Origin of the sequence: Chitinophaga sp. W2I13, from assembly GCF_050434005.1 — a bacterium.
In the GTDB taxonomy this organism is placed as follows: domain Bacteria; phylum Bacteroidota; class Bacteroidia; order Chitinophagales; family Chitinophagaceae; genus Chitinophaga.
The window spans coordinates 4,463,425-4,483,249 of the sequence record NZ_JBNPWD010000001.1 but is presented as its reverse complement, the minus strand read 5'-3'; the positions used below and the strand labels follow the sequence as shown (position 1 = coordinate 4,483,249).

The window sequence follows — 19,825 nt, the reverse complement described above, 5'->3', positions numbered from 1 at the left end:
AGCACCTGCTTCCGATTTAAAATAACCCCAAAAAATAATGTCATGAGCTACCAGTTCAAAGGCAATTTAAAGGGCCTCCTGTGCGATAAATATTGCATAGAAGCCATTGCCAATGTTAAGATCCGGCTTTACCGGGCCGCCGTTTCCCGGGAAGTTGTCCTGCAGGCTACTGCTGCAGAGAAGGAAACCTTCCATGAAGTATCTGCAGAAGAAGCCAAAAAGAAAGCCGGCAACCTGCTGGCAGAAGCCCTCACCGATGCGGAAGGCAACTTCGCCTTTTCTCTTGGAAGGGAAAGTAAATATGAAGGCGAAGCCTTCGAAATCGACTTCGAATGCGGCAATGTGCCACGGCCCAAACCTTACCCGGGCAAACTGCCTACCCTGCAGTTTCACATCACTACCCTCCAGCCACGGTGGCGCGGACAGGAAAATGATTTCTTCGCCTCCTGGGAATATGTAATCCCCAACCGCTGGTGGTGTCTTATCCGCGCTAAATACGATGCATGGGTCATCTGCGGCCGCGTGATCAACTGTAAAACCCAGAAACCCCTTGAAGGCCTGCGCGTAGCCGCTTTTGATGTAGACTGGCTCCAGGATGATCCGCTTGGCAGTCAGCTCACCGATGCCACCGGGCATTTCCGGATAGATTATACGATGGCCGACTTCAGCCAAACGCTGTTGTCGCCCTGGCTCAACGTGGAATGGCCGGCAGGTCCCGATCTCTATTTCAGCATCACCGAACCCGTATCGGGCGCGGTATTGCTGAAAGAAGACCGCAGCGTGGGCCATCGCGCCGACCGTACCAACCGCGGCCCCTGCTTCTGCATAGAACTCTGCGTACCGGATGATATCACACCTAATAATGAAGTACCCGCCCTCTTTGAAAGAGTAGGCGCCTACGACATAGGCCCCACCGGCGCCCAGTTTGATGCACAGGGTTATACTACCGATGTGCCGCGTCTTTCTTTCTACGGTGCGCTTGATCTTAACGGCACCCTGCCCAGCGGCACCAACTCCAATGAAATGGAATACCGCTTCCGCATCATCAACGCCGACACCAGCTACGAACTCAGCGCCACACAGGTACTCAGCGCCCTGCTGCCATTCAAGATCGGTGAACTGCTGAAACAAACCGGCCCCACCACCTGGACGCACGACGCGGTCATTGTTACCCCGGCCATCAACGGCGCCGGAGAAGTGTGGATCCCGGTACCACGCGGCAATAACTTAACCACTGGTATCTTCACCCCTACTAATGGTGTACTGGCTATCCTCAACACTTCCCAGCTGGCACTCAATGCCACCGGCACCACCTTCGCAAGGGATAATTTCGATCTCACCGCCCCCGCTGTGCTCGTAGCCGGCAACGCCGTACCACCTACGCAAAGGGCAGGCATCCATACTTTCAAAATTATCTTCGAAGCAAGAAAGGTTGGCACCACTACACTCACCGCTATCAACACCTTGGAGAAAATAGTCGTGTCCAATGTGAATTATAAACAAAGAAGACACCCCGGATGGGGCTACACCGGCGATGAAAATATTCTCGCGGCAGCCATGCTGGAAATCGGGGAAACTACCGGCAGCGGCCATGGTTGCGGAGGCATCACCACCACCGTTACCGCGCAATACACCATTGCCCACCCGCACATCGAGGCATTCACCATCCGCTTTGAAGGCAACCCGGTACTCCCGGCGTCCTTCCACGGCGGACCACCACCGGCAGCGGCGGAATACCATAACAACAGCCTGGTATTCTCTACCGCCGGAATGGAACCCTGCGCGTATATTCTCTGGCTGGATCTGCAATTAGGTCTTACCAACGGCTACCAGAAAATACCACAGGTACATGATCATATTGCTTTCTGCAAAACAGCTTAACATAAAAAAGCAGCGAAGGAAATCTTCGCTGCTTTTTTTATCCATTAATTCCAGCTTTCAGGCCCGTTTTAAAACGTAAAGGATCAGGAGTAAAGTGAAGTCGCCAAACTGTTCGCGCAAACTTTCGAGCGCACTATATATCAGCTTGTAGGCGCCCACTACATTCATGTGCATAATGTCAGCGATCTCTTCGTAAGAAAGATCCTCATAGTATTTCAGGAATACCGCCTCCCGTTGCCGGTTAGTAAGAATAGAGAGCAACATATCTACTTTGGCGGTAAGTTCCTCCATACGCTCTTTCCTCACCATCGGATGTCCGCCGATAAGTTCCAGTTGAAAAGGAATATGTTCTCCACTCAGCTCTTCCTCATGCCGCGAAGGATTATAATCCAGCTTCCGAAGCAGGATACGCCGGAAAGAAAGATACATGTACTGTTTCACCACTGCCGGACTTTCAATACGCTCCCTGTTTTGCCATAGCTTCAGGAAAAGATCCTGCATGCTTTCTTCTATGCATACATTATCGGGCGTAAATTTAAATCCGTAGTTCGTGAGCGGGGAATAATACAATTCATATAATCCTTCCAGGGCTTTTACATCTCCTTCTTTATAGGAGTACCATAATTCATTATCATGCATGACGTTGGAATAATGGGATTAGTTTCATAAGAAGGGGCAAAATACAGCAAAAATCGTTTACGGCAAAATGCGCAACCGTTGCCGGGACGAAATTAACCGTTCCTGTTTTTTTGCTCCTGATGGTATAATAATTTTAGTTAAATTAGCCTTATACACTATGATAAAGTACTGAAGAAGATAAGATACCCGGTAAGTTTTTGCTTTATTTATCAAGTCGGAGCCATCATCAATACTGCCGGGAAGCGATAGTGATATCAACCAGAATGTAATATTAAACCCTTATTGCCTCATATGCATTCAACCAAAAGATGTAGAAAGCTGGGTGCGTTTCCCTACCCTACATTGCCCGGATTATATTCAATTAAATCGCTGTTAACTATGAAGCTACTGTCCCTTTTTCTGCTCGCGCTTTCTTTGCAGGCAAGCGCCAGGGATTCCCTGGAAAAACTCCCTCCCGGCGTACTGCGGCAAACCGTCAAAGCTGCGGCACCTGTGCACGGCATTATCCGCAACAACAAAGGAGAACCATTACCTGGCGCCTCGGTAAAAGTAAAAGGCACTACGAGAGGCGCTATTACCAACACCGCAGGTGCATTTGACCTCGAAGTACCGGATGGCGCCACGCTCGTGATATCTGCCGTGGGCTATAAAACCCGCGAAGTAAGAGCCACCAACAACCTGGTAATTTCCCTCGAAGAAGATGTAACAGAACTGGGAGGCGTAGTAGTAACCGGTTTCCAGAATATCGACCGTAAGAAATTTGCCGGCGCTGCCGTTACCCTCAAAGGGGATAATGTGAAAATAGACGGCGTACAGGACGTAAGCCGTATGCTGGAGGGCCGTGCTGCCGGGGTAAGCGTGCAAAACGTTTCCGGTACATTCGGTTCTGCGCCTAAAGTGCGTATCCGCGGCGCTACTTCTATCTCCGGTGAAAACAAGCCACTGTGGGTGGTGGACGGCGTGGTACTGGAAGATATCGTAAACGTTTCCAACGAACAGCTCACCAGCGGTAATATCAATACGCTCCTGGGGTCTGCCGTAGCCGGATTGAATGCTAACGATATTGAAACGTTCGATATCCTGAAAGATGCGGCGGCTACCGCGCTCTATGGCGCCCGCGCCATGAACGGCGTAATCGTTATCACCACCAAAAAAGGTAAGGCAGGCAGGGCGGCAGTGGCGTATACCGGCAACTTCGGCGTACAACTGAAACCCTCCTACGAAAACTACGATATCATGAACTCCGCCGACCAGATGTCGGTATATGCTGAACTGGAACGTAAACAACTGCTCCAGTATTCAGAACAGATCAACGAACGTACGTCGGGCATCTACGGAAAACTGGGGCGCCTGCTCCAATATCCCGATGGCAGCGATAAATTTTCGGTACTGAACACCCCGGAAGCACGGCAGCAATGGCTCATGCAATATGCCAACGCAAACACCGACTGGTTCGATATCCTGTTCCGTAATTCCCTCACCCAGGAACACTCACTGAGCCTGTCCACCGGCAACGAAAAATCACAACTGTATCTTTCCACCAGCTTCTATAACGACGCCGGATGGACCATTGCAGATAATGTGAAGCGATATACGGTGAATATGCGCGCCAACTATACACCTAATAATAAGCTAAGCTACGGCCTCCAGATCAACGGTAACGTACGCCAGCAACGCGCACCAGGCACAGAAGACCGCGTATCTGACAAAGTACAGGGCACCTATACCAGGGACTTCGATATCAATCCTTTCTCCTACGCACTCAGCACCAGCAGGGCACTCAGGGCGTACGATGAAAACGGTCAGCTCGAATACTTTACGCGAAACTTTGCCCCCTTCAACATCATTGAAGAAACCAGGAATAATTTTACAGACCTTAACGTCATCGATTTCAGATTACAGGGTAACCTGAATTATAAATTCAGTCCCCACTTTAATTATGATTTTACCGGCGCCATCCGTTATGCACGGACAAGTGCGGAGCATAAATCAAATGAAAACTCCAATGAAGCCAATTCCTACCGCGCCAATGGCAACAGCATCATCAATCAGCGGAATCCATTTCTCTACAAAAACCCCGACTTCCCCAACGACCCGGCTGTAGTAGTACTGCCCTACGGAGGATTTTACCGGAGAAATGATGTGGAACTGAAAAACTATACCTTCCGTAACCAGTTCAACTATAACCAGTCGTTCAACGACGATGAACACCAGGTATCCGCACTGGTTGGCCAGGAAGTAAAATATGCCGACCGCCAGACGTCCAACAACGTAGGCGTGGGTTATCAATACAACAGCGGCGGAACACCGTTTGTAGATTATCTCTTCATCAAAAAAATGACAGAGAAAAACCAAACCTACTATGGTGTGAGCAACGACTTCGACCGGTTCATCGCCTTTTACGCCAATGCCAGTTATACCTATAAAAGTAAATACACCCTGCAGGCCACCGTCCGTGAAGATGGTTCCAACAGGCTTGGCAGCTCTCCCAGTGCACGCTGGCTGCCTACCTGGACCGTTGCCGGTAACTGGAATGTGGACCAGGAAGCATTCCTTAAAAACTCTTCCGCGGTCAGTCACCTGATGCTCAAAGCCAGCTATGGCCTGAACGCCAGCACCGGCGCCGCTACCAATACCACCGCTATCCTGCGGTCGTTTGTTACCGCCCGGCCATATCTCGTAGATCAGCAAACCGCTATCCTCATACAGGCGCTCGAAAACTCGGATCTTACCTGGGAGAAAAAATATGAACTGGACCTCGGAGCGGATATGGGATTTTTTGATGAAAGACTCGGACTTACCTTCGACTACTACCGGAGAAAAAGTTTTGACCTGATCGGTCTTATTAAAACTTCCGGCGTAGGCGGACAGGTAAATCAATTCGCCAACTATGCCGATATGAAATCACATGGCGTGGATGTAGCCCTTACCGGCAAAATCATCGCGCAAAAAAATGTAGGCCTTACGAGTACGTTCATCTTCAGTTATAATAATACCCTTATCACCAATGCCAGAAACAACCCGGTCATCTTCGACCTGGTGGGTGAAGGTGGCGGCGCACTGGAAGGCTACCCTGTACGTGGACTGTTCTCCCTGCAAAACGCAGGACTGGACCCATACACCGGCGTGGCACGCTTTATCAACGACACCGGCACGGTATCGTCCGGCGTGTACCTGCAAAGCCATAATGTGAAATACCTGAAGTACGAAGGCCCCGCCGATCCGACCATTACCGGCGGCTGGAGCAACACCTTCCGGTATAAGGATTTCTCCCTCAGCGCACTCATTACTTACCAGGCAGGAAATAAGATCAGGCTTACACCGGTATACACTACCGATTACACCGATTTTAACTCGCTGCCAAATGAATTTAAAGGAAGATGGAGTTTACCCGGAGATGAGAAGAAAACAAATATCCCCTCGGTGGCAGACATCTATACACAAACAGATCTGCTGTCAAATACAGCCTATCCGTATAACAACTATAATTTTTCCAGCGACCGCATAGCAGATGGTGGATTTGTAAGATTAAAATCAGTGACCCTCAGTTACCAGATCCCCGCGCCATTGCTGGGCCGCATAGGATTAAAAGGCGGATCACTCACGGCTACAGGAAACAACTTATGGCTTATCTACGCCGACGAACGCCTGCATGGGCAGGACCCGGAATTTTATAATACCGGCGGGGTAGCAATGCCTGTCAACAAACAGGTAACCGTTTCACTGAAAGTAAGCCTCTAATCCAAAAAGTATTCATTATGAAAAAACTACTGATCTATATAGGCTTATTTGCCGCCGTACTAACATTACCCGGCTGTAAGAAGTACCTCGAAACACTGCCCGATAACAGGACGGTGATCACCTCACCGGAGCAGGTAACCCAGCTGCTCACGACCGCCTATCCGCATGCGAGTTACATGTTGTTTTGTGAAGCGCTGAGCGATAATGTGGAAGACAAAGGCAACACCGGCGTAGGTATTGATCCGCAAACTTTCCAGATCAATACGCAAACTTTTAAATACCAGGATGCAGATGATATTTCTGCCGATGGCCCCATTGCCTACTGGGATTCCTGCTATGCCGCTATTGCGGTGGCTAACCAGGCATTGTCTTACTGCAACGGTCCGGACTCAGCGAATTATTCCGCGCAAAAAGGAGAAGCCCTGGTATGCAGGGCCTATGCACACTTTATGCTGGTAACCCTGTTTGCCAAAGCATATAACCCGGCTACTGCCGCCAACGATCCGGGTGTGCCCTACATGACCACCATCAGCACCTCCGTTTTCAATAAATACGACAGGAGCAATGTAGCGGCGGTATACCAGAAAATTGAAAGTGACCTCACCACTGGTTTACCCCTGCTGAAAGATGAGCTGTATGCCAATGCGCCTAAATACCATTTCACCCGCCAGGCTGCAAATGCTTTCGCCGCAAGGTTTTATCTATTCAAAAGGGATTATGCCAAAGTGGTTGCACATGCCACCGCTGTTTTTGGCAGCGTCAACCCGGCTAACCTGATCCGTGACCAGGATGCATTCTATGGCATGTCGTACGATGACATGGTGGTATACTACAACCACGCATCCAATCCTGCTAATATTTTACTGCAGGAAGCGCCCGGCACAAAATATCCTGATAACTACTACAGCTACCGCTATGGCATAGGCACCGAAATTAACCAGGAATATTTCCTGTCGGACAATGTGACCGGCGGCAACCTGGCGATGTCTATATATGGCTCCGGCCCGCAGTATTTTAACTTCCCGAAATTTAAGTCGGATGTTACTGTGATGTCGCTCCTCAGCATGGATGAAGTACTGCTGAACAGGATTGAAGCGAATATCCGCTTAAAGAATTACACCGCCGCTGTTACGGATATGAATACCTGGGTGAGCAAAAATATTTCTGGCTACAGTCCATCCCGGCACAACGTCACCATCGCAAAAATGATGTCGTTCTATGGCCTGCCTCAGGACGCATCCATGATTGAAACTACACTCTATATGAAAAGGGTTACTTACATGCAGGAAGGTCTACGCTGGTTCGATATCCTCCGGCTTGATATCCCGGTAGTACATACCGGCTCGCCTAATTTTAACACGACACTGGCGCCCGGCGATAAACGAAGATTGTTACAACTACCGCCGGAAGCAGTTAACGACGGTATGGCATTGAACCCGAGATAATTCATCTGTTGTAAACCTTTTAAAATGAAACCAATGAAACTACAGATAATCACCGGCATCTTCCTGCTACTACTAATGGGAAGCGCCTGTAAGAAAGAGAAGGTGAGCCTCACCACTCCCCCGGTTGGACTTGGCGGCGACTCTACCGCCAACACACCGGAAGATATTTTTATACATGATAGCCTCACGGTACCTTATAACATCGCCGTTTATTATAAATGGCTGCCCGGCCAGCTGGACTTTCCTTACGAAATTGTACCACCCAAGGCAGAGAAAATGATCCCGGCATTAAAAGCTTTGCTGGCCGTTACTTTCAGACCTTACAACGAACAAACCGGCAGCAACGTTTTCCTGAGAAGATACCTGCCTAAAACATTTAAAGTGGCAGGGTCCGCACAATACCTGAGCAACGGTTCCATCATTCTCGGCCAGGCGGAAGGCGGCACTTCCATGGTGCTGTTCGAGTTTAATAACTTCACGGCCCAGGCAAAAGACTCCAATACGCTGAAACGGATGGGACATACCATGCACCACGAGTTTGGACACATCCTGAATCAGAATATCGTGGTTCCTCCTTCATTTAAACAGATCACACCACGATACACCGGCAACTGGTATAATATCGCCGATCAGGAAGCGCGGATGGACGGATTTATTACCGCTTATGCAGAGTCGGACCCCAACGAAGACTTCGTGGAAATGGTCGCTTCCCTGCTGATAGGCGCCGACAATGGCAACGATGGGTATGATGACTATGAAAAAATACTGGCCGATCAGACAGATGGTCCGGGAACACCCGGGTATGAGGCCATCAAAGCAAAAGAAGCAGCGGTAGTGGATTATTTCGCCCGGTCGTGGTCCATCGACTTTTACGCCCTGCAACGCAAATGCCGCAGAGCACTGGCCGCCTATTATCAATAATTGTTGATCACCCTGAATTATTATTTATGAAAAAGATATGGATATATTATTTCCTCGGCCTGGCAGTGATGCTCTCTGCGTGCGACAGGAAATCTGACCTTAATATTGACGGGATACCAACAGATGTAAGGATAGCACAGGCCCTGGCCACCTATCAGCAAAAACTTACAGACGCTCCCTATGGATGGGTGGTTACCCAATTCACCAACGGTACCTCCACCAATGGCGGCGTTACCCGCAACGGGCCTAAAGCGGTATTCTCCTACTATATGAAATTCGACAAAAACAGCCAGGTATCGATGTTGTCGGATTTTAACATGGGAGCTGCCACCGTTTTTAACAATACCGGCTACCGCATCAAAGCTAACCAGCGTCCTACGCTGATCTTTGATACCTACAGCTATGTTCATCTGCCCTGCGATCCGGATGCCGCTATATCTAACAGTCCCTTTGGATCAGGGTTCGGATGGGGAACCGATTTTGAATTTGCTTTTGCAGATAACGTTGCCGCAGCGGAACTGGGCGACACCATCCGTTTGAAAGGTAACCTGAACCAGGCGGAAGCGGTGATGGTAAAAGCCACACAAGCCGAGCAAACCTTGTTTAATACCAATGGATTCGGTTCTTACAGCACCTTCAATAAAATCCTCGAATATTTCAAGCGGGTGAATGCCGGTGGCGTTGTCTTCGAAATAACTCCCGGTGTTGGCGGCAGATCATTTGATATTAAAACAGCCGGCAGTCAAAACATTACCAATGTGGGCTGCCAGTTTGCACCGCACAGCATCATACTGCAGGAACCCGTTACCATCGGCGGACTCACGGTCAAATCCCTCGACAACCTCGTCTGGAACCCTGGTACGCGTACTATCAGCGCGAGCGTCAACGGTACGCCGGCTACCATTTCGCCGGCACTGGCGCCCATATCGCCGGAACCAGGCGTTGCACTGGCTTTCTACAACGAAGGCCTCGATAACCCCTGGCTCACCGTTCCGGGCTTCCATATCAGCGGAGTGGATGATGCTTACAATATCCGGGGACTAACCTTTCCCGGCCGTACCTATTACCGGTATGTATACTACCCCGGCCTGGTAGACGCAGGTGGTGGCGATTTCTATGATGTGTTGTCGCCCTTCTTCGTAGGAGCCACCAACGGTTATCCTTACCTGTTTGCAGGCGGAGTGGCATACCCCTATTTACAGAGCGGCGGCCGCCTCACTTTCGAAATGCTCGACGGCGGCGATCCGATCGTGAATCCGCCAAGCATTATCGCTACCAACAATGTTTTTAATACCGGGAAAACAGCACCCCCTTATTTCGCTAACTCCGCAGGTTTTTACATTGTTCGTAAAGCAGATGGAACTACCATGGATATGGTAACTGCCGGCGATGCCCTGGGATGGATAACATGGAACCACCAGTAATTTTATTATTTAAATTTTATCAGATGAAAAAGATATTCTTCATAGCTGTTATAACTCTACTGGGCGGCAAATTAGCGCAGGCCCAACAGAGTAACCTGTCGCCGGTGAACCAGGTAAAACAAGGCTATAATCAAACAAGGGCCAATACCGATTATAGCATGATCTACCTGAAAAACATTTCAGTAACCGATACACAAAAACCACAGGTAAATAAAATAATCCTGAACTACCTCGACGCCAAAAGAACATTGGCGCTGGCAAACAAACAAGACCTCAGCGTTTACAGGCAGCAGCAGCCCGCCCTGTTCAACGACTTTAAAACAAAACTTGCCACAGTGCTGAGCAGCCAGCAAATGTCTGCGTTCCTGGCGTCAAAGCCACCACTGGACGACAAGAAAAATTTATTACGAGGATTATTTTATTAGCGTGATCGCAGCGGATTTTGTCTTTCTCACTGATTACGCTGATTATACTGATTACCCGGATTTTTACTTTTGATTTTATAAAGGATTAAGGGAGATAGAAGCGGATATTCGCTTTTATCTCCCTTATTTATCTTAATCAAATAAAATCCAAAAGTAAAAATCAAACTAATCAGTATAATCAGCGTAATCAGGTGAGAAAGACAAAATCCGCGCAATCCTTTACAAAATAAAATGTTAAAGTATCAACCCCTTCCACTTTCCACCAACAGCTTCCAAAATGTCTCTCACAGCCATCCCGGCTGATCTGCATTCCCTTTTGCTTAAATGTTCCCCGTCACTATCCTTTTTGTAACCAGTTACACGAAGCAAACGTAACCATTCCGGTACTATTTTCGCTCCACGGATGCCATCCAATTGCATACATGAAAATACTTTGCCAGCTACTTTCGGTTTTACTGATTGCCCTTATTCTTATTGCCGCAGGCGTACCTCATACGGCCCTCATTGTTTCACCGGATGCATTGGACAGCCTCCCTGCCGATACTTTGCCCATTGCCTCACCCGATAGCATGGATGCCCCTATCCATTACAAGGCGAAAGACTCTATCGTAATGCAGATACCCAAAAAACGTATACTCCTGTACGGTAGCGGCGATACCAAATATAAAGAAACCAACATCACCGCGGAGCGTATCAGCTTCGACCAGGAAAACGGGATGGTGGAAGCCACCAAAATGACCGATACCGCCGGCAAAGCCATTGGCCGCCCCGTAATGACAGACAACGGCCAGAGCTTCGAATCTGATACCATGCAGTTTAATATTACCTCCCGGAAAGCAAAAATTTATAATACCAGGTCGGTATACGGAGAAGGATTTATCACCAGCCAGCAATCCAAACGGATGCCGGACAATACCATCTTCGGTTTTAAAAATACTTTTACCACCTGCGATCTCGATACCCCACACTTCCAATTCCGCGCCCGCAAAATAAAAGTGATCCCCGATAAGCTGGTGATCTCCGGCCCGGCTAACCTGGAAATTGAAGGCATACCCACACCGTTGTATATACCCTTCGCCATTTTCCCCATCACCCACGGTCAGCGCTCCGGGATACTGCCGCCGCAGTACGTGGTGAACCAGCAAAAGGGAATTGGCCTGGAAAACGGCGGGTACTATCTCGGCCTGGGCGACAACTTCGACCTCACCACGCGCATAGACCTCTACTCGTACGGCAGCTGGGGCATCAAAGCCAGTCCCACTTACCGGAAACGCTATAAATACAACGGCGGCTTTAACTTCGACTTTGCCAACACCCGCTTCGGCGATCCGGAAGTGAAATCAGAGTTCAGTACCTCCAAAGATTTCCGGGTCACCTGGAACCATAGCATGGACAGCAAAGCACGTCCCGGTGTAAACTTCGGCGCTGCCGTGAACTTTGGCACCTCTTCCTATAACAAGTACAACGTGTATGATTACAACACACGTGTAAATAATAACATCGGGTCGTCTATCACGTTCTCCAAAACCTGGCAGGGGAAGCCCTACAACCTCACCATGGGGTTGAACCACTCGCAGAACCTGAGCACCCGTGATGTGTCTATCTCCTTCCCGGACGCCACTTTCACGGTGAACACGATCTATCCTTTCCAGCCAAAGGAAATGGTGGGCGCACCAAAGTGGTACGAAAAGATCGGGATCTCCTATAATACTATCCTGCGCAACCAGGCTAACTTCAAGGATTCCCTGTTTGGTAAACAAGCCATGTTTGACGCCATGCAAACCGGCATGCAGCACAGTATCCCGATCTCATTCTCTATCCCGGTGTTTAAAAAAACCTTTACGTTATCACCAGGGATTAACTATACAGAATACTGGTATACCAAGAAATTCGTCCGCAAATGGGATCCCAATAAAAAGAACCCTGGATCGGATACCGCGGGTGGCGCTATCGATACCACCTACATTCCCGGATTTTACAGTGCCCGCGACATCAGCGCCAGCATGTCACTGTCTACTGCCATGTACGGTATGTACACCTTTAACAAAAACTCGAAGATCAAAGCCATCCGCCATGTGATGCGGCCCACCATGAGTGTGAGCTACCGCCCGGACCTTTCCAGTCAATATTACCATGAGCTGCAATACAACAAGGAAGGCGATAAACAAATGGTATCCGACTTCGACGGAGCCATCATCGGGGTACCTTCCCCTGGTGCTTTTGGAGGTATTAACTTCGGGCTGGATAATAACCTGGAGATGAAAGTATTCTCTAAAAAAGATACCACCGGGCACCATGAAAAGAAAATAAAACTACTGGATGGTTTTGGCATCAACGGCAGCTACAACCTGGTGGCCGACTCCTTTAAGTTGTCGACTTTCAGCTTATACGCCCGTACCAACCTGTTCGATAAACTGAACATCTCCGCCAGCGGCAATCTCGACCCCTACCAGGTAGATGCCCGCGGCCGCCGCATCGATAAATACGTGTGGCAGCAGGGAAAAATCAGCCTGGGTCGTTTAACCAACGCCAGCATTTCCATGAGCACCTCCTTCCAATCGAAAGATAAAAAGGGCGCCGCCAAAGAACAAACAATGGATTCCCTCCAAAACGTCCAGGGTGGCGACGCCGCCTTTGCCGCGCAACAACGCCAGCTGGCGCAAATACGCAACAATCCCGGTGAATACGTGGACTTCGATATCCCCTGGCGCATAGATCTTTCTTATAGTCTATCGTATACCAACACCATCATCCCCGACTCCGGCGGCGTAGTAAAACGTATCACGCAATATGTAAGTTTTAACGGCGACTTCAGTCTCACGCCCAAATGGAAGATTGGCCTGAACAGCGGCTTCGATTTTACCAACATGGAAATCGCCTACACCAACATGTATATCTCGCGGGATCTGCACGACTTCAATCTCTCCATCAACCTCATTCCCTTCGGTACCTACCGGCAGTTCAGCTTTACGATCAGCGCCAAAGCCAGCCTGCTGAAAGATCTCCGGCTTAACCGCACCAGGCAGTTCTTCGACCAGTAAGCGAATTTTGTCTTTCTCGCTGATTACGCTGATTATACTGATTAATTTGATTTTAACTTTTTTGATTTTATAAAGGATTAAGGGAGATATAAGCGGAAATATTCGCTTATATCTCCCTTTATTATAAATCTAGAAATCAGAAAAAAAATCCAAAAGATAAAATCAAATTAATCAGTATAATCAGCGTAATCCTGAGCCAAGACAAAATTCGCACACCTCTTCGAGCACCCCCACCACCGCAGCAATTTCTTTATTGTTGAGGGAAGCGAAGCCGAAGCGTAGCGCATTCTGCGATGCAGCGCCATAGTGGTATTGCCCCCCGCTTGTCATGTGCAGGCCGAGTTCCGCTGCCTTTGCAGCGATTTTTTTGAGCGGGTATTTTTTGGAGAAGCGCAACCAGATAGCCATTCCGCCGGAAGGAACCGTAAACTTTACTGCGTCGCCGAGTTTGGTGCTCAGTAAATGACAAAGCAGGTCCCGTCTTTCTTTATAAATTTTATTTGATTTTTTAAGATGCCGCTCTATGGTACCATCCGCAAGCAGGTTGGCTAATGCCTGCTCAGAAAGATTATCCCCGCGCAGGTCCATCAGCCGACGCAGGTTGGCAGCGGCTTCAATGAAATCCGCAGGAGCAATCATAAACCCGATTCGGATTGATAGTCCCAGCGATTTGGTAAACGACCCGATGTAAATGACGTTACCTCCATGATCTGCACTGGCTAGCGGTAAAATGGGCGCCGAGCTGTAGTGGAAATCATAGTCGTAATCGTCTTCTATCACAGGCAGTTTGTATTTCCGGATCACAGCCAGCAGCTTCATTCGCCGCGCTGCGCTCAGCGTAACCGTGGTAGGATGGTGATGATGCGTAACCAGGTACAGCATCTTTATTTTCCGCTTGCCGCAAAGTTGTTCAATCATATCCACATCAATACCTTCTTCATCTACCGGCACCCGCAGCAGCTTTGCGCCGAGCTGTTCGAAACAGAGGTCTGCAAAAAAATAGTTCGGACTACCAACAATTACCAGGTCATCTTTTTTAATGAGCAACGCGGCAGCCAGGTAGATAGCCATTTGCGCACCACGGGTAATCATGATGTGCGGCATACTGATGTTTAATCCGCGTGTATCAGAAAGGTACTCCAGCATCTGCTTCCGCAGCGATTCCAGCCCGGTAGCGCCACCATACATCAGCAGCTTGGCATACCGGGGACTTTCAATCACCGAGCGGCATTCCTTTACCCAGTCGGCCAGCGGCGCCAACCGCGCATCCGGAAAACCATCGTTGATGATCAGCGTACCGGCAGCCGGCGGCACACCTGCCAATGTGATGGTAGGAACCTCGTGAAATGGAAAGGCTGCTGCATCCTCATAGGGAGAGGCAGCGTCCCGGTAGGTCCTGGGCTTCATCACCGGCAAATTGGCCGCCACCATCACACCCTTGCGCGGCATTGCCACCAGCCAGTCCTGGCTCACCAGCTCATCATAAGCCGCAATCACCGTTTTCCGGTGCACCTCCAGCTGCAACGCCAATACCCGGCTGCCCGGCAGGAACAGCCCGGGTTTCAGTATCCCTTCCTGGATAAGCCCGATGAGCCGGTTGGCAATTTGCTGGTACACCGGCAATTTCAGCGTTTTATCTGTTTGTATGAGCGTTTTAAATGGCAGCATCTGGACTACTTAACAATTACAAAGTGGACTACTAAGATACTCCAGTTGATGGTAAATTTGTGGATCATTTTTAATACAAAACAATTGACGATGACAACCAGATTTTTGATGAACGAAACGGAACCAGGCGCCTACGCCGCTATGCTCGGACTGGAAAAATATCTCGCTACTACCGGCATTGCCCCGCTCCATCATGAGCTGATAAGAATACGTGCCTCTCAGATTAATGGCTGCGCCTTTTGTGTAAATAAACATAGCAAGGATGCGCTTAATTTAGGTGAAACCATGCAGCGGTTGCTGCTGCTCCCCGTATGGCGTGAATCACCGCAATTCACCGAAGAAGAAAGGATTATCCTGGCTATGACGGAAGAAATTACGCTCATCAGTGAGCAAGGTCTTACTGATGAAACCTATGAAAAAGCGCTGGCCGCATTTGGCCTGAATGGTACTGCCCAGCTGATCATGGCGGTGAATATTATTAACGCGTGGGACCGTATCGGGATTACCACCCGGCGCATTCCTCAATAAGCCCATTTAAACCAAGCGATATGGTGTCTGTAAAAACTGCCCGCAGTGAAGCCGACCTGCAGGCCTGCAGTGAAGTCATTCTTTTTCTCCGTCCCTTTCTGGAACGGGAACAGCTGTTACCCCAGCTGAAAGAAATGCAATCTGAAAAATATGAAATTGTGTATATCACGGCAGAAGAAGATCCTTCCAAAGTGGCGGCCTTTGCAGGCTTCCGTCATATGAACAAGCTATTTACCGGGAAAACAATTTATATAGATGATCTGGCCTGCCTTCCTGAATACCAGGGCCGGGGTTATGCTGCCCTGTTGCTGGATCATATAAAAGCGCTGGCGAAAAGTGAAGGATTGCGTTCTGTACAGCTGGACTCCGGACACGGGCTGTATCCTGCGCACCGGCTGTATCACCGGCAGGGATTCCGTATCTCCGCCCACCATTTTTCGCAACCGTTGTAATGGCTGCCGGTAACGATGATACCCGTGTACGGGCACACGGCGTATCACCGTTACTGTTTTTTTGCCTGTACGTTCAGCGTTACTGTGAGCTTATCATCGATGGCATTATCCGGCCCCACCTGGAAGTCCTTCCGGTTAATAGTAAACTTACCGGTCAGCTGCACCGCTTCCGCAGATACTACTGCTGTAAACGGAAAGGTGATGGTCCGAGTAATTCCCTTGATGGTAAGCGCCGCAGTGAGCTGGTACGTAGAGGGCTTGTCTGTAGCTGCAATGGCGGAAGAAACGATCTTCATCACCGGGTATTTTGCCGCATTAAAATATTTCTCCTCCAGCAGGTCCCTGTCGCGCTTACCAATACCAGTGCTGATGGTATTTACATCCACGGTAGCGTTTATTGATGACGACTTCAGATCACGCGGATCAAAACGGATACTCCCTTTTAATCCTTTGAAATAGCCATTCACCGTAGACGTAAAAACCAGGTGATTGATAATGGTAAACTGTACTTTGGAACCAGCGTCTGTGGGAACATAATGCTGCGCGTGTGCAGATACACTGCAAAATGCCAGGAGGCATAACAGCCGTATACGCCATGCGTTTTTGGGTGCTTTCATACCTGCTAAGTTGGCCAATTCCCCGCTTATTACCAAATCATAAAAAAAACAGCAGGCAGCCCTTGCAATGCCACCTGCCGTACATCTATCATTATGAAAAAAAGCTACTTTTTACCGGTTTCTTCTTTATATGCGCTCACATATTCGTGCATAATTTCAGTGAGGCTCTCTCCTATCAATGTATAAGCATCGGTAGGTAAATTGGCCAGTGATACCCTTACCGACCATTCGGGGCCCGCAAAACCGCCGCCATTCAGTAATACGATCGCTGTTTTTTCTGCCAGCCGGAAAAGAATGTCGGTGGGCTGCATTTTTTTCTGCAACCATTTCAGGAAATCATCTCCATAAATTTTCGATGCCCAGGATGCAATATCTATTTCAGAATAATAACCGGTATTAAGCGGATCTTCCAGCTGCTGTTGTTCCAGCTTATCCCACAATAGCTTCAGCCGTTTATGCACCAGCGTTTGCGCTACCTGTTTATAATTGTTTTCTTTGTCGAGCAACGCAAACAGGCTGAATAAAGTCATTTGCGTTTGCTGCGGCAACGACAATCCTGCCGTATGGTTCAGCGCCACCTGGCGGCTGTCGGCCACCATGCGGTCAATGAACTTCATTTTTTCCGGGTGCAATGTAGTGGTACTATACCGCTTTGCCAGATCTTTTTTTGCAGTAGCCGGTAAAGCGGCGATCTGTTCATCAAAGATATTATCTTCATGAATAGCGATCACGCCTAAACGCCAGCCGGTACAACCAAAATATTTGGAGAAGGAGTATACGCAAATGGTGTTGTAGGGAATTTTTGCCAGCAACGACTGGAACCCGTTCACAAACGTGCCATATACATCATCCGTTACAATCATCAAATGGGGGTTATCTTTCTTTACAATCTTTGACAGCTTATCCAGCGCATCAGGCGCCAGCGCCCTTGATGGCGGATTGCTGGGGTTTACGCAAAACAATACTTTGATGCCGGGATCCTTTAATTTTTCCAGTTCTTCATCCGGGTACTGCCAGGTATGCCGGCCTTCTTTGGTTTCGCCCTTTGCGTTTATATACACCACTTCAAACTGGTACCGGTCCAGTTCCGGTATTTCCAGGTAAGGCGTAAAAACAGGCACCATCAATGCAATCTTTGATCCCTGTTTCAGCAGTTTATTCTGCATCAGTGAATCGAAAATATAACACATCGCCGCGGTGCCGCCTTCTACGGCAAACAGGTCGAATTTGCCTTTCTGCTTTTCCCCCTCGCACATCTCCTGAACAATATAATCATGCACAATTGGTTCCATGTGCGCCAGCATGCGGCCGGGCACCGGGTATTCATTGCCGATCACGCTTTCCGCCAGTTCAAATACAAAGGCATCGTCGTTAAACTGGTGTGCGTTTTGTCCGTATAAATAGGCCTGTTGCAGCAGCGCTGCGCCAGGCGCATTTTTATGCAGGGCCAGAAAACTCTTGAAACGATCGGCAATACCGCTTTTCTCCGGCACACCGGTAAATCCATGCTCTTCGGGCATATTACGACGGCATTCTGCAATACCGAATTGCCCCAGCAGGAAGAAGGCTTCCCGTGGTGTGGCGGCCGTCCAGTTGGGATTACCACGCCCTGCATTCAGCATTACTTCAATACTTTTTTGTGCGGTGTTCTGTGCCAGTGAAATCAGCGTGTCCTTCAGTTCAAAAGGGCTTAATTTCTGCAAGGCACGTTGTTCTGCAACGGTAGTTTTGATATAAGACAGTCCCATAAAATGATATTTTCGGGTCAATAGGTGAAAAAGTAACTCTGCAACATATCCTTATTGCTTGTTTTGGTAAGTCCGAGCATCAGGAGGATCCTGGCTTTCTGCGGGTTGAGGTCATCACTCACAATGGTACCCAGCGCTTTGTCGTCTACTTCATCATATTGCGTAACGCGTCCGGAGCCAACATGACTGGAACGCACTACCACCACGCCTTTCTTTATGGCTTCGTCGATAGCGTTGTAAAAGGCTTTGTTGAAATTACCGTTGCCCACACCTGCAATAACAATTCCCTTGTAACCGTCTTTTACAAAATTATTAATGGCTACCGGATCCGCATCGGCATACATATAGGCGATGCCTACTTTGGGTAGTGAGGTAACGCCGGCAATATCAAAAGGTGTTGCTTTATTTGCTTTCCGCATGGCGTTCTGGTAATAGGCCACCCTGCCATCGTACACCTGGCCCAATGGCCCGAGGTTGGGGGCATAGAAGGCATCTACTTTGGTCGTATTTCCTTTTGATACATCACGGCCGTCAAAAATGCTTTCATTAAATACCAGCAGTACACCCCGACCGGCAGATTTGGGGCTGGCAGCCACGGTAACGGCATCAAATAAATTTTTGGGGCCATCCGCGCTGATAGCGGTAGAGGGGCGCATGGAGCCGGTGAGCACCACCGGCTTATCCGAACGTTCGGTGAGGTTCAGAAAATACGCCGTTTCTTCCTGCGTATCGGTACCGTGCGTGATCACAATACCATCGGCTTCGTTGTTCGCATATATTTCGTTGATCCGTTTATTCAGCTTCATCCAGATATCAATGGTCATATCCTGGCTGCCTACATTCGCTACCTGTTCACCGGTAATGTCTGCAATTTTCTCAATGCCCGGCACCGCTTTCAGTAAAGATGCAATGGGCACCTTACCTGCCGTGTAAGCCGCCCTGTCCGCCGAAGCGCCTTCCCCGGCAATAGTGCCGCCGGTAGCCAGGATGATCACACGTGGTTTCTGGGCAATGGAGGATATGCAAACAAATAATACAATGATTAAAGTACTTAAGATTTTCATACGTAATACCTTTAGATTGTTTGGCGGAGTTGTCAGGATATTAGAACAACGGAAGTCCGCGGATTGTTCATGCGGATTTTGTCTTGGAACACTGATTACGCTGATTATACTGATTTGCTTGATTTTTACTTTCTGGACTTTATAAAGGATTAAGGGAGATAGAAGTGGATATATCCGCTTCTATCTCCCTTAATTATTATTTAAAGAAATCTAAAAATCCAAAAGTAAAAA

General features: G+C 48.7%; 14 protein-coding genes. 9 read left to right on the top strand and 5 right to left on the bottom strand.

Annotated elements, in window-relative coordinates:
• Positions 1-42 precede the first annotated feature (42 nt).
• Entirely contained in the window at positions 43-1,881 is a 1,839-nt protein-coding gene (locus QFZ48_RS18595) for a hypothetical protein (RefSeq protein ID WP_429063199.1), read from the top strand.
• 57 nt (positions 1,882-1,938) lie between these two features.
• Here the strand turns inward: QFZ48_RS18595 and QFZ48_RS18590 are convergent, their stop codons facing one another.
• Positions 1,939-2,520 (bottom strand): RNA polymerase sigma factor, encoded by a 582-nt coding sequence (locus tag QFZ48_RS18590; RefSeq protein ID WP_370908153.1) that lies wholly within the window; start codon positions 2,518-2,520, stop codon positions 1,939-1,941.
• A 378-nt stretch (positions 2,521-2,898) separates the two neighbouring features.
• On the opposite strand from QFZ48_RS18590, the gene QFZ48_RS18585 reads away from it, so the two are divergent.
• The 6 genes from QFZ48_RS18585 (at position 2,899) to QFZ48_RS18560 (ending at position 13,517) form a co-directional block, all read left to right on the top strand.
• Positions 2,899-6,261, top strand: a complete 3,363-nt coding sequence (locus QFZ48_RS18585) for a SusC/RagA family TonB-linked outer membrane protein (protein ID WP_429063198.1) — start codon at positions 2,899-2,901, stop codon at positions 6,259-6,261.
• Between the two features lie 17 nt (positions 6,262-6,278).
• On the top strand, positions 6,279-7,706 hold the full coding sequence (locus QFZ48_RS18580; RefSeq protein WP_429050584.1) for a RagB/SusD family nutrient uptake outer membrane protein: 1,428 nt from the start codon (positions 6,279-6,281) through the stop codon (positions 7,704-7,706).
• Between the two features lie 33 nt (positions 7,707-7,739).
• Entirely contained in the window at positions 7,740-8,627 is an 888-nt protein-coding gene (locus QFZ48_RS18575) for a substrate import-associated zinc metallohydrolase lipoprotein (RefSeq protein ID WP_429050585.1), read from the top strand.
• Between the two features lie 26 nt (positions 8,628-8,653).
• The gene (locus QFZ48_RS18570; RefSeq protein ID WP_370908157.1) at positions 8,654-10,051 is read left to right on the top strand and encodes a DUF4302 domain-containing protein; all 1,398 of its coding nucleotides are present in this window, start codon (positions 8,654-8,656) and stop codon (positions 10,049-10,051) included.
• 23 nt (positions 10,052-10,074) lie between these two features.
• Complete coding sequence (locus QFZ48_RS18565) at positions 10,075-10,476, top strand: hypothetical protein (RefSeq protein WP_429050586.1); 402 nt, start codon at positions 10,075-10,077, stop codon at positions 10,474-10,476.
• Between the two features lie 422 nt (positions 10,477-10,898).
• The gene (locus QFZ48_RS18560) at positions 10,899-13,517 is read left to right on the top strand and encodes a putative LPS assembly protein LptD (RefSeq protein ID WP_429050587.1); all 2,619 of its coding nucleotides are present in this window, start codon (positions 10,899-10,901) and stop codon (positions 13,515-13,517) included.
• Between the two features lie 180 nt (positions 13,518-13,697).
• Here the strand turns inward: QFZ48_RS18560 and QFZ48_RS18555 are convergent, their stop codons facing one another.
• Complete coding sequence (locus tag QFZ48_RS18555) at positions 13,698-15,185, bottom strand: PLP-dependent aminotransferase family protein (RefSeq protein ID WP_429063197.1); 1,488 nt, start codon at positions 15,183-15,185, stop codon at positions 13,698-13,700.
• A 90-nt stretch (positions 15,186-15,275) separates the two neighbouring features.
• On the opposite strand from QFZ48_RS18555, the gene QFZ48_RS18550 reads away from it, so the two are divergent.
• Complete coding sequence (locus tag QFZ48_RS18550) at positions 15,276-15,713, top strand: carboxymuconolactone decarboxylase family protein (protein WP_429063196.1); 438 nt, start codon at positions 15,276-15,278, stop codon at positions 15,711-15,713.
• 20 nt (positions 15,714-15,733) lie between these two features.
• A complete protein-coding gene (locus tag QFZ48_RS18545; protein ID WP_429050589.1) occupies positions 15,734-16,165 on the top strand; it encodes a GNAT family N-acetyltransferase in 432 nt (143 codons plus the stop codon).
• Between the two features lie 50 nt (positions 16,166-16,215).
• On the opposite strand, the gene QFZ48_RS18540 is transcribed toward QFZ48_RS18545, so the two are convergent.
• From QFZ48_RS18540 to QFZ48_RS18530, 3 genes are all read right to left on the bottom strand, one after another.
• A complete protein-coding gene (locus QFZ48_RS18540; protein WP_429063195.1) occupies positions 16,216-16,782 on the bottom strand; it encodes a YceI family protein in 567 nt (188 codons plus the stop codon).
• Positions 16,783-16,886: 104 nt separating this feature from the next.
• Entirely contained in the window at positions 16,887-18,530 is a 1,644-nt protein-coding gene (gene aspD, locus QFZ48_RS18535) for an aspartate 4-decarboxylase (RefSeq protein ID WP_429063194.1), read from the bottom strand.
• Between the two features lie 17 nt (positions 18,531-18,547).
• The gene (locus QFZ48_RS18530) at positions 18,548-19,594 is read right to left on the bottom strand and encodes a type II asparaginase (RefSeq protein WP_429050592.1); all 1,047 of its coding nucleotides are present in this window, start codon (positions 19,592-19,594) and stop codon (positions 18,548-18,550) included.
• Positions 19,595-19,825 lie beyond the last annotated feature (231 nt).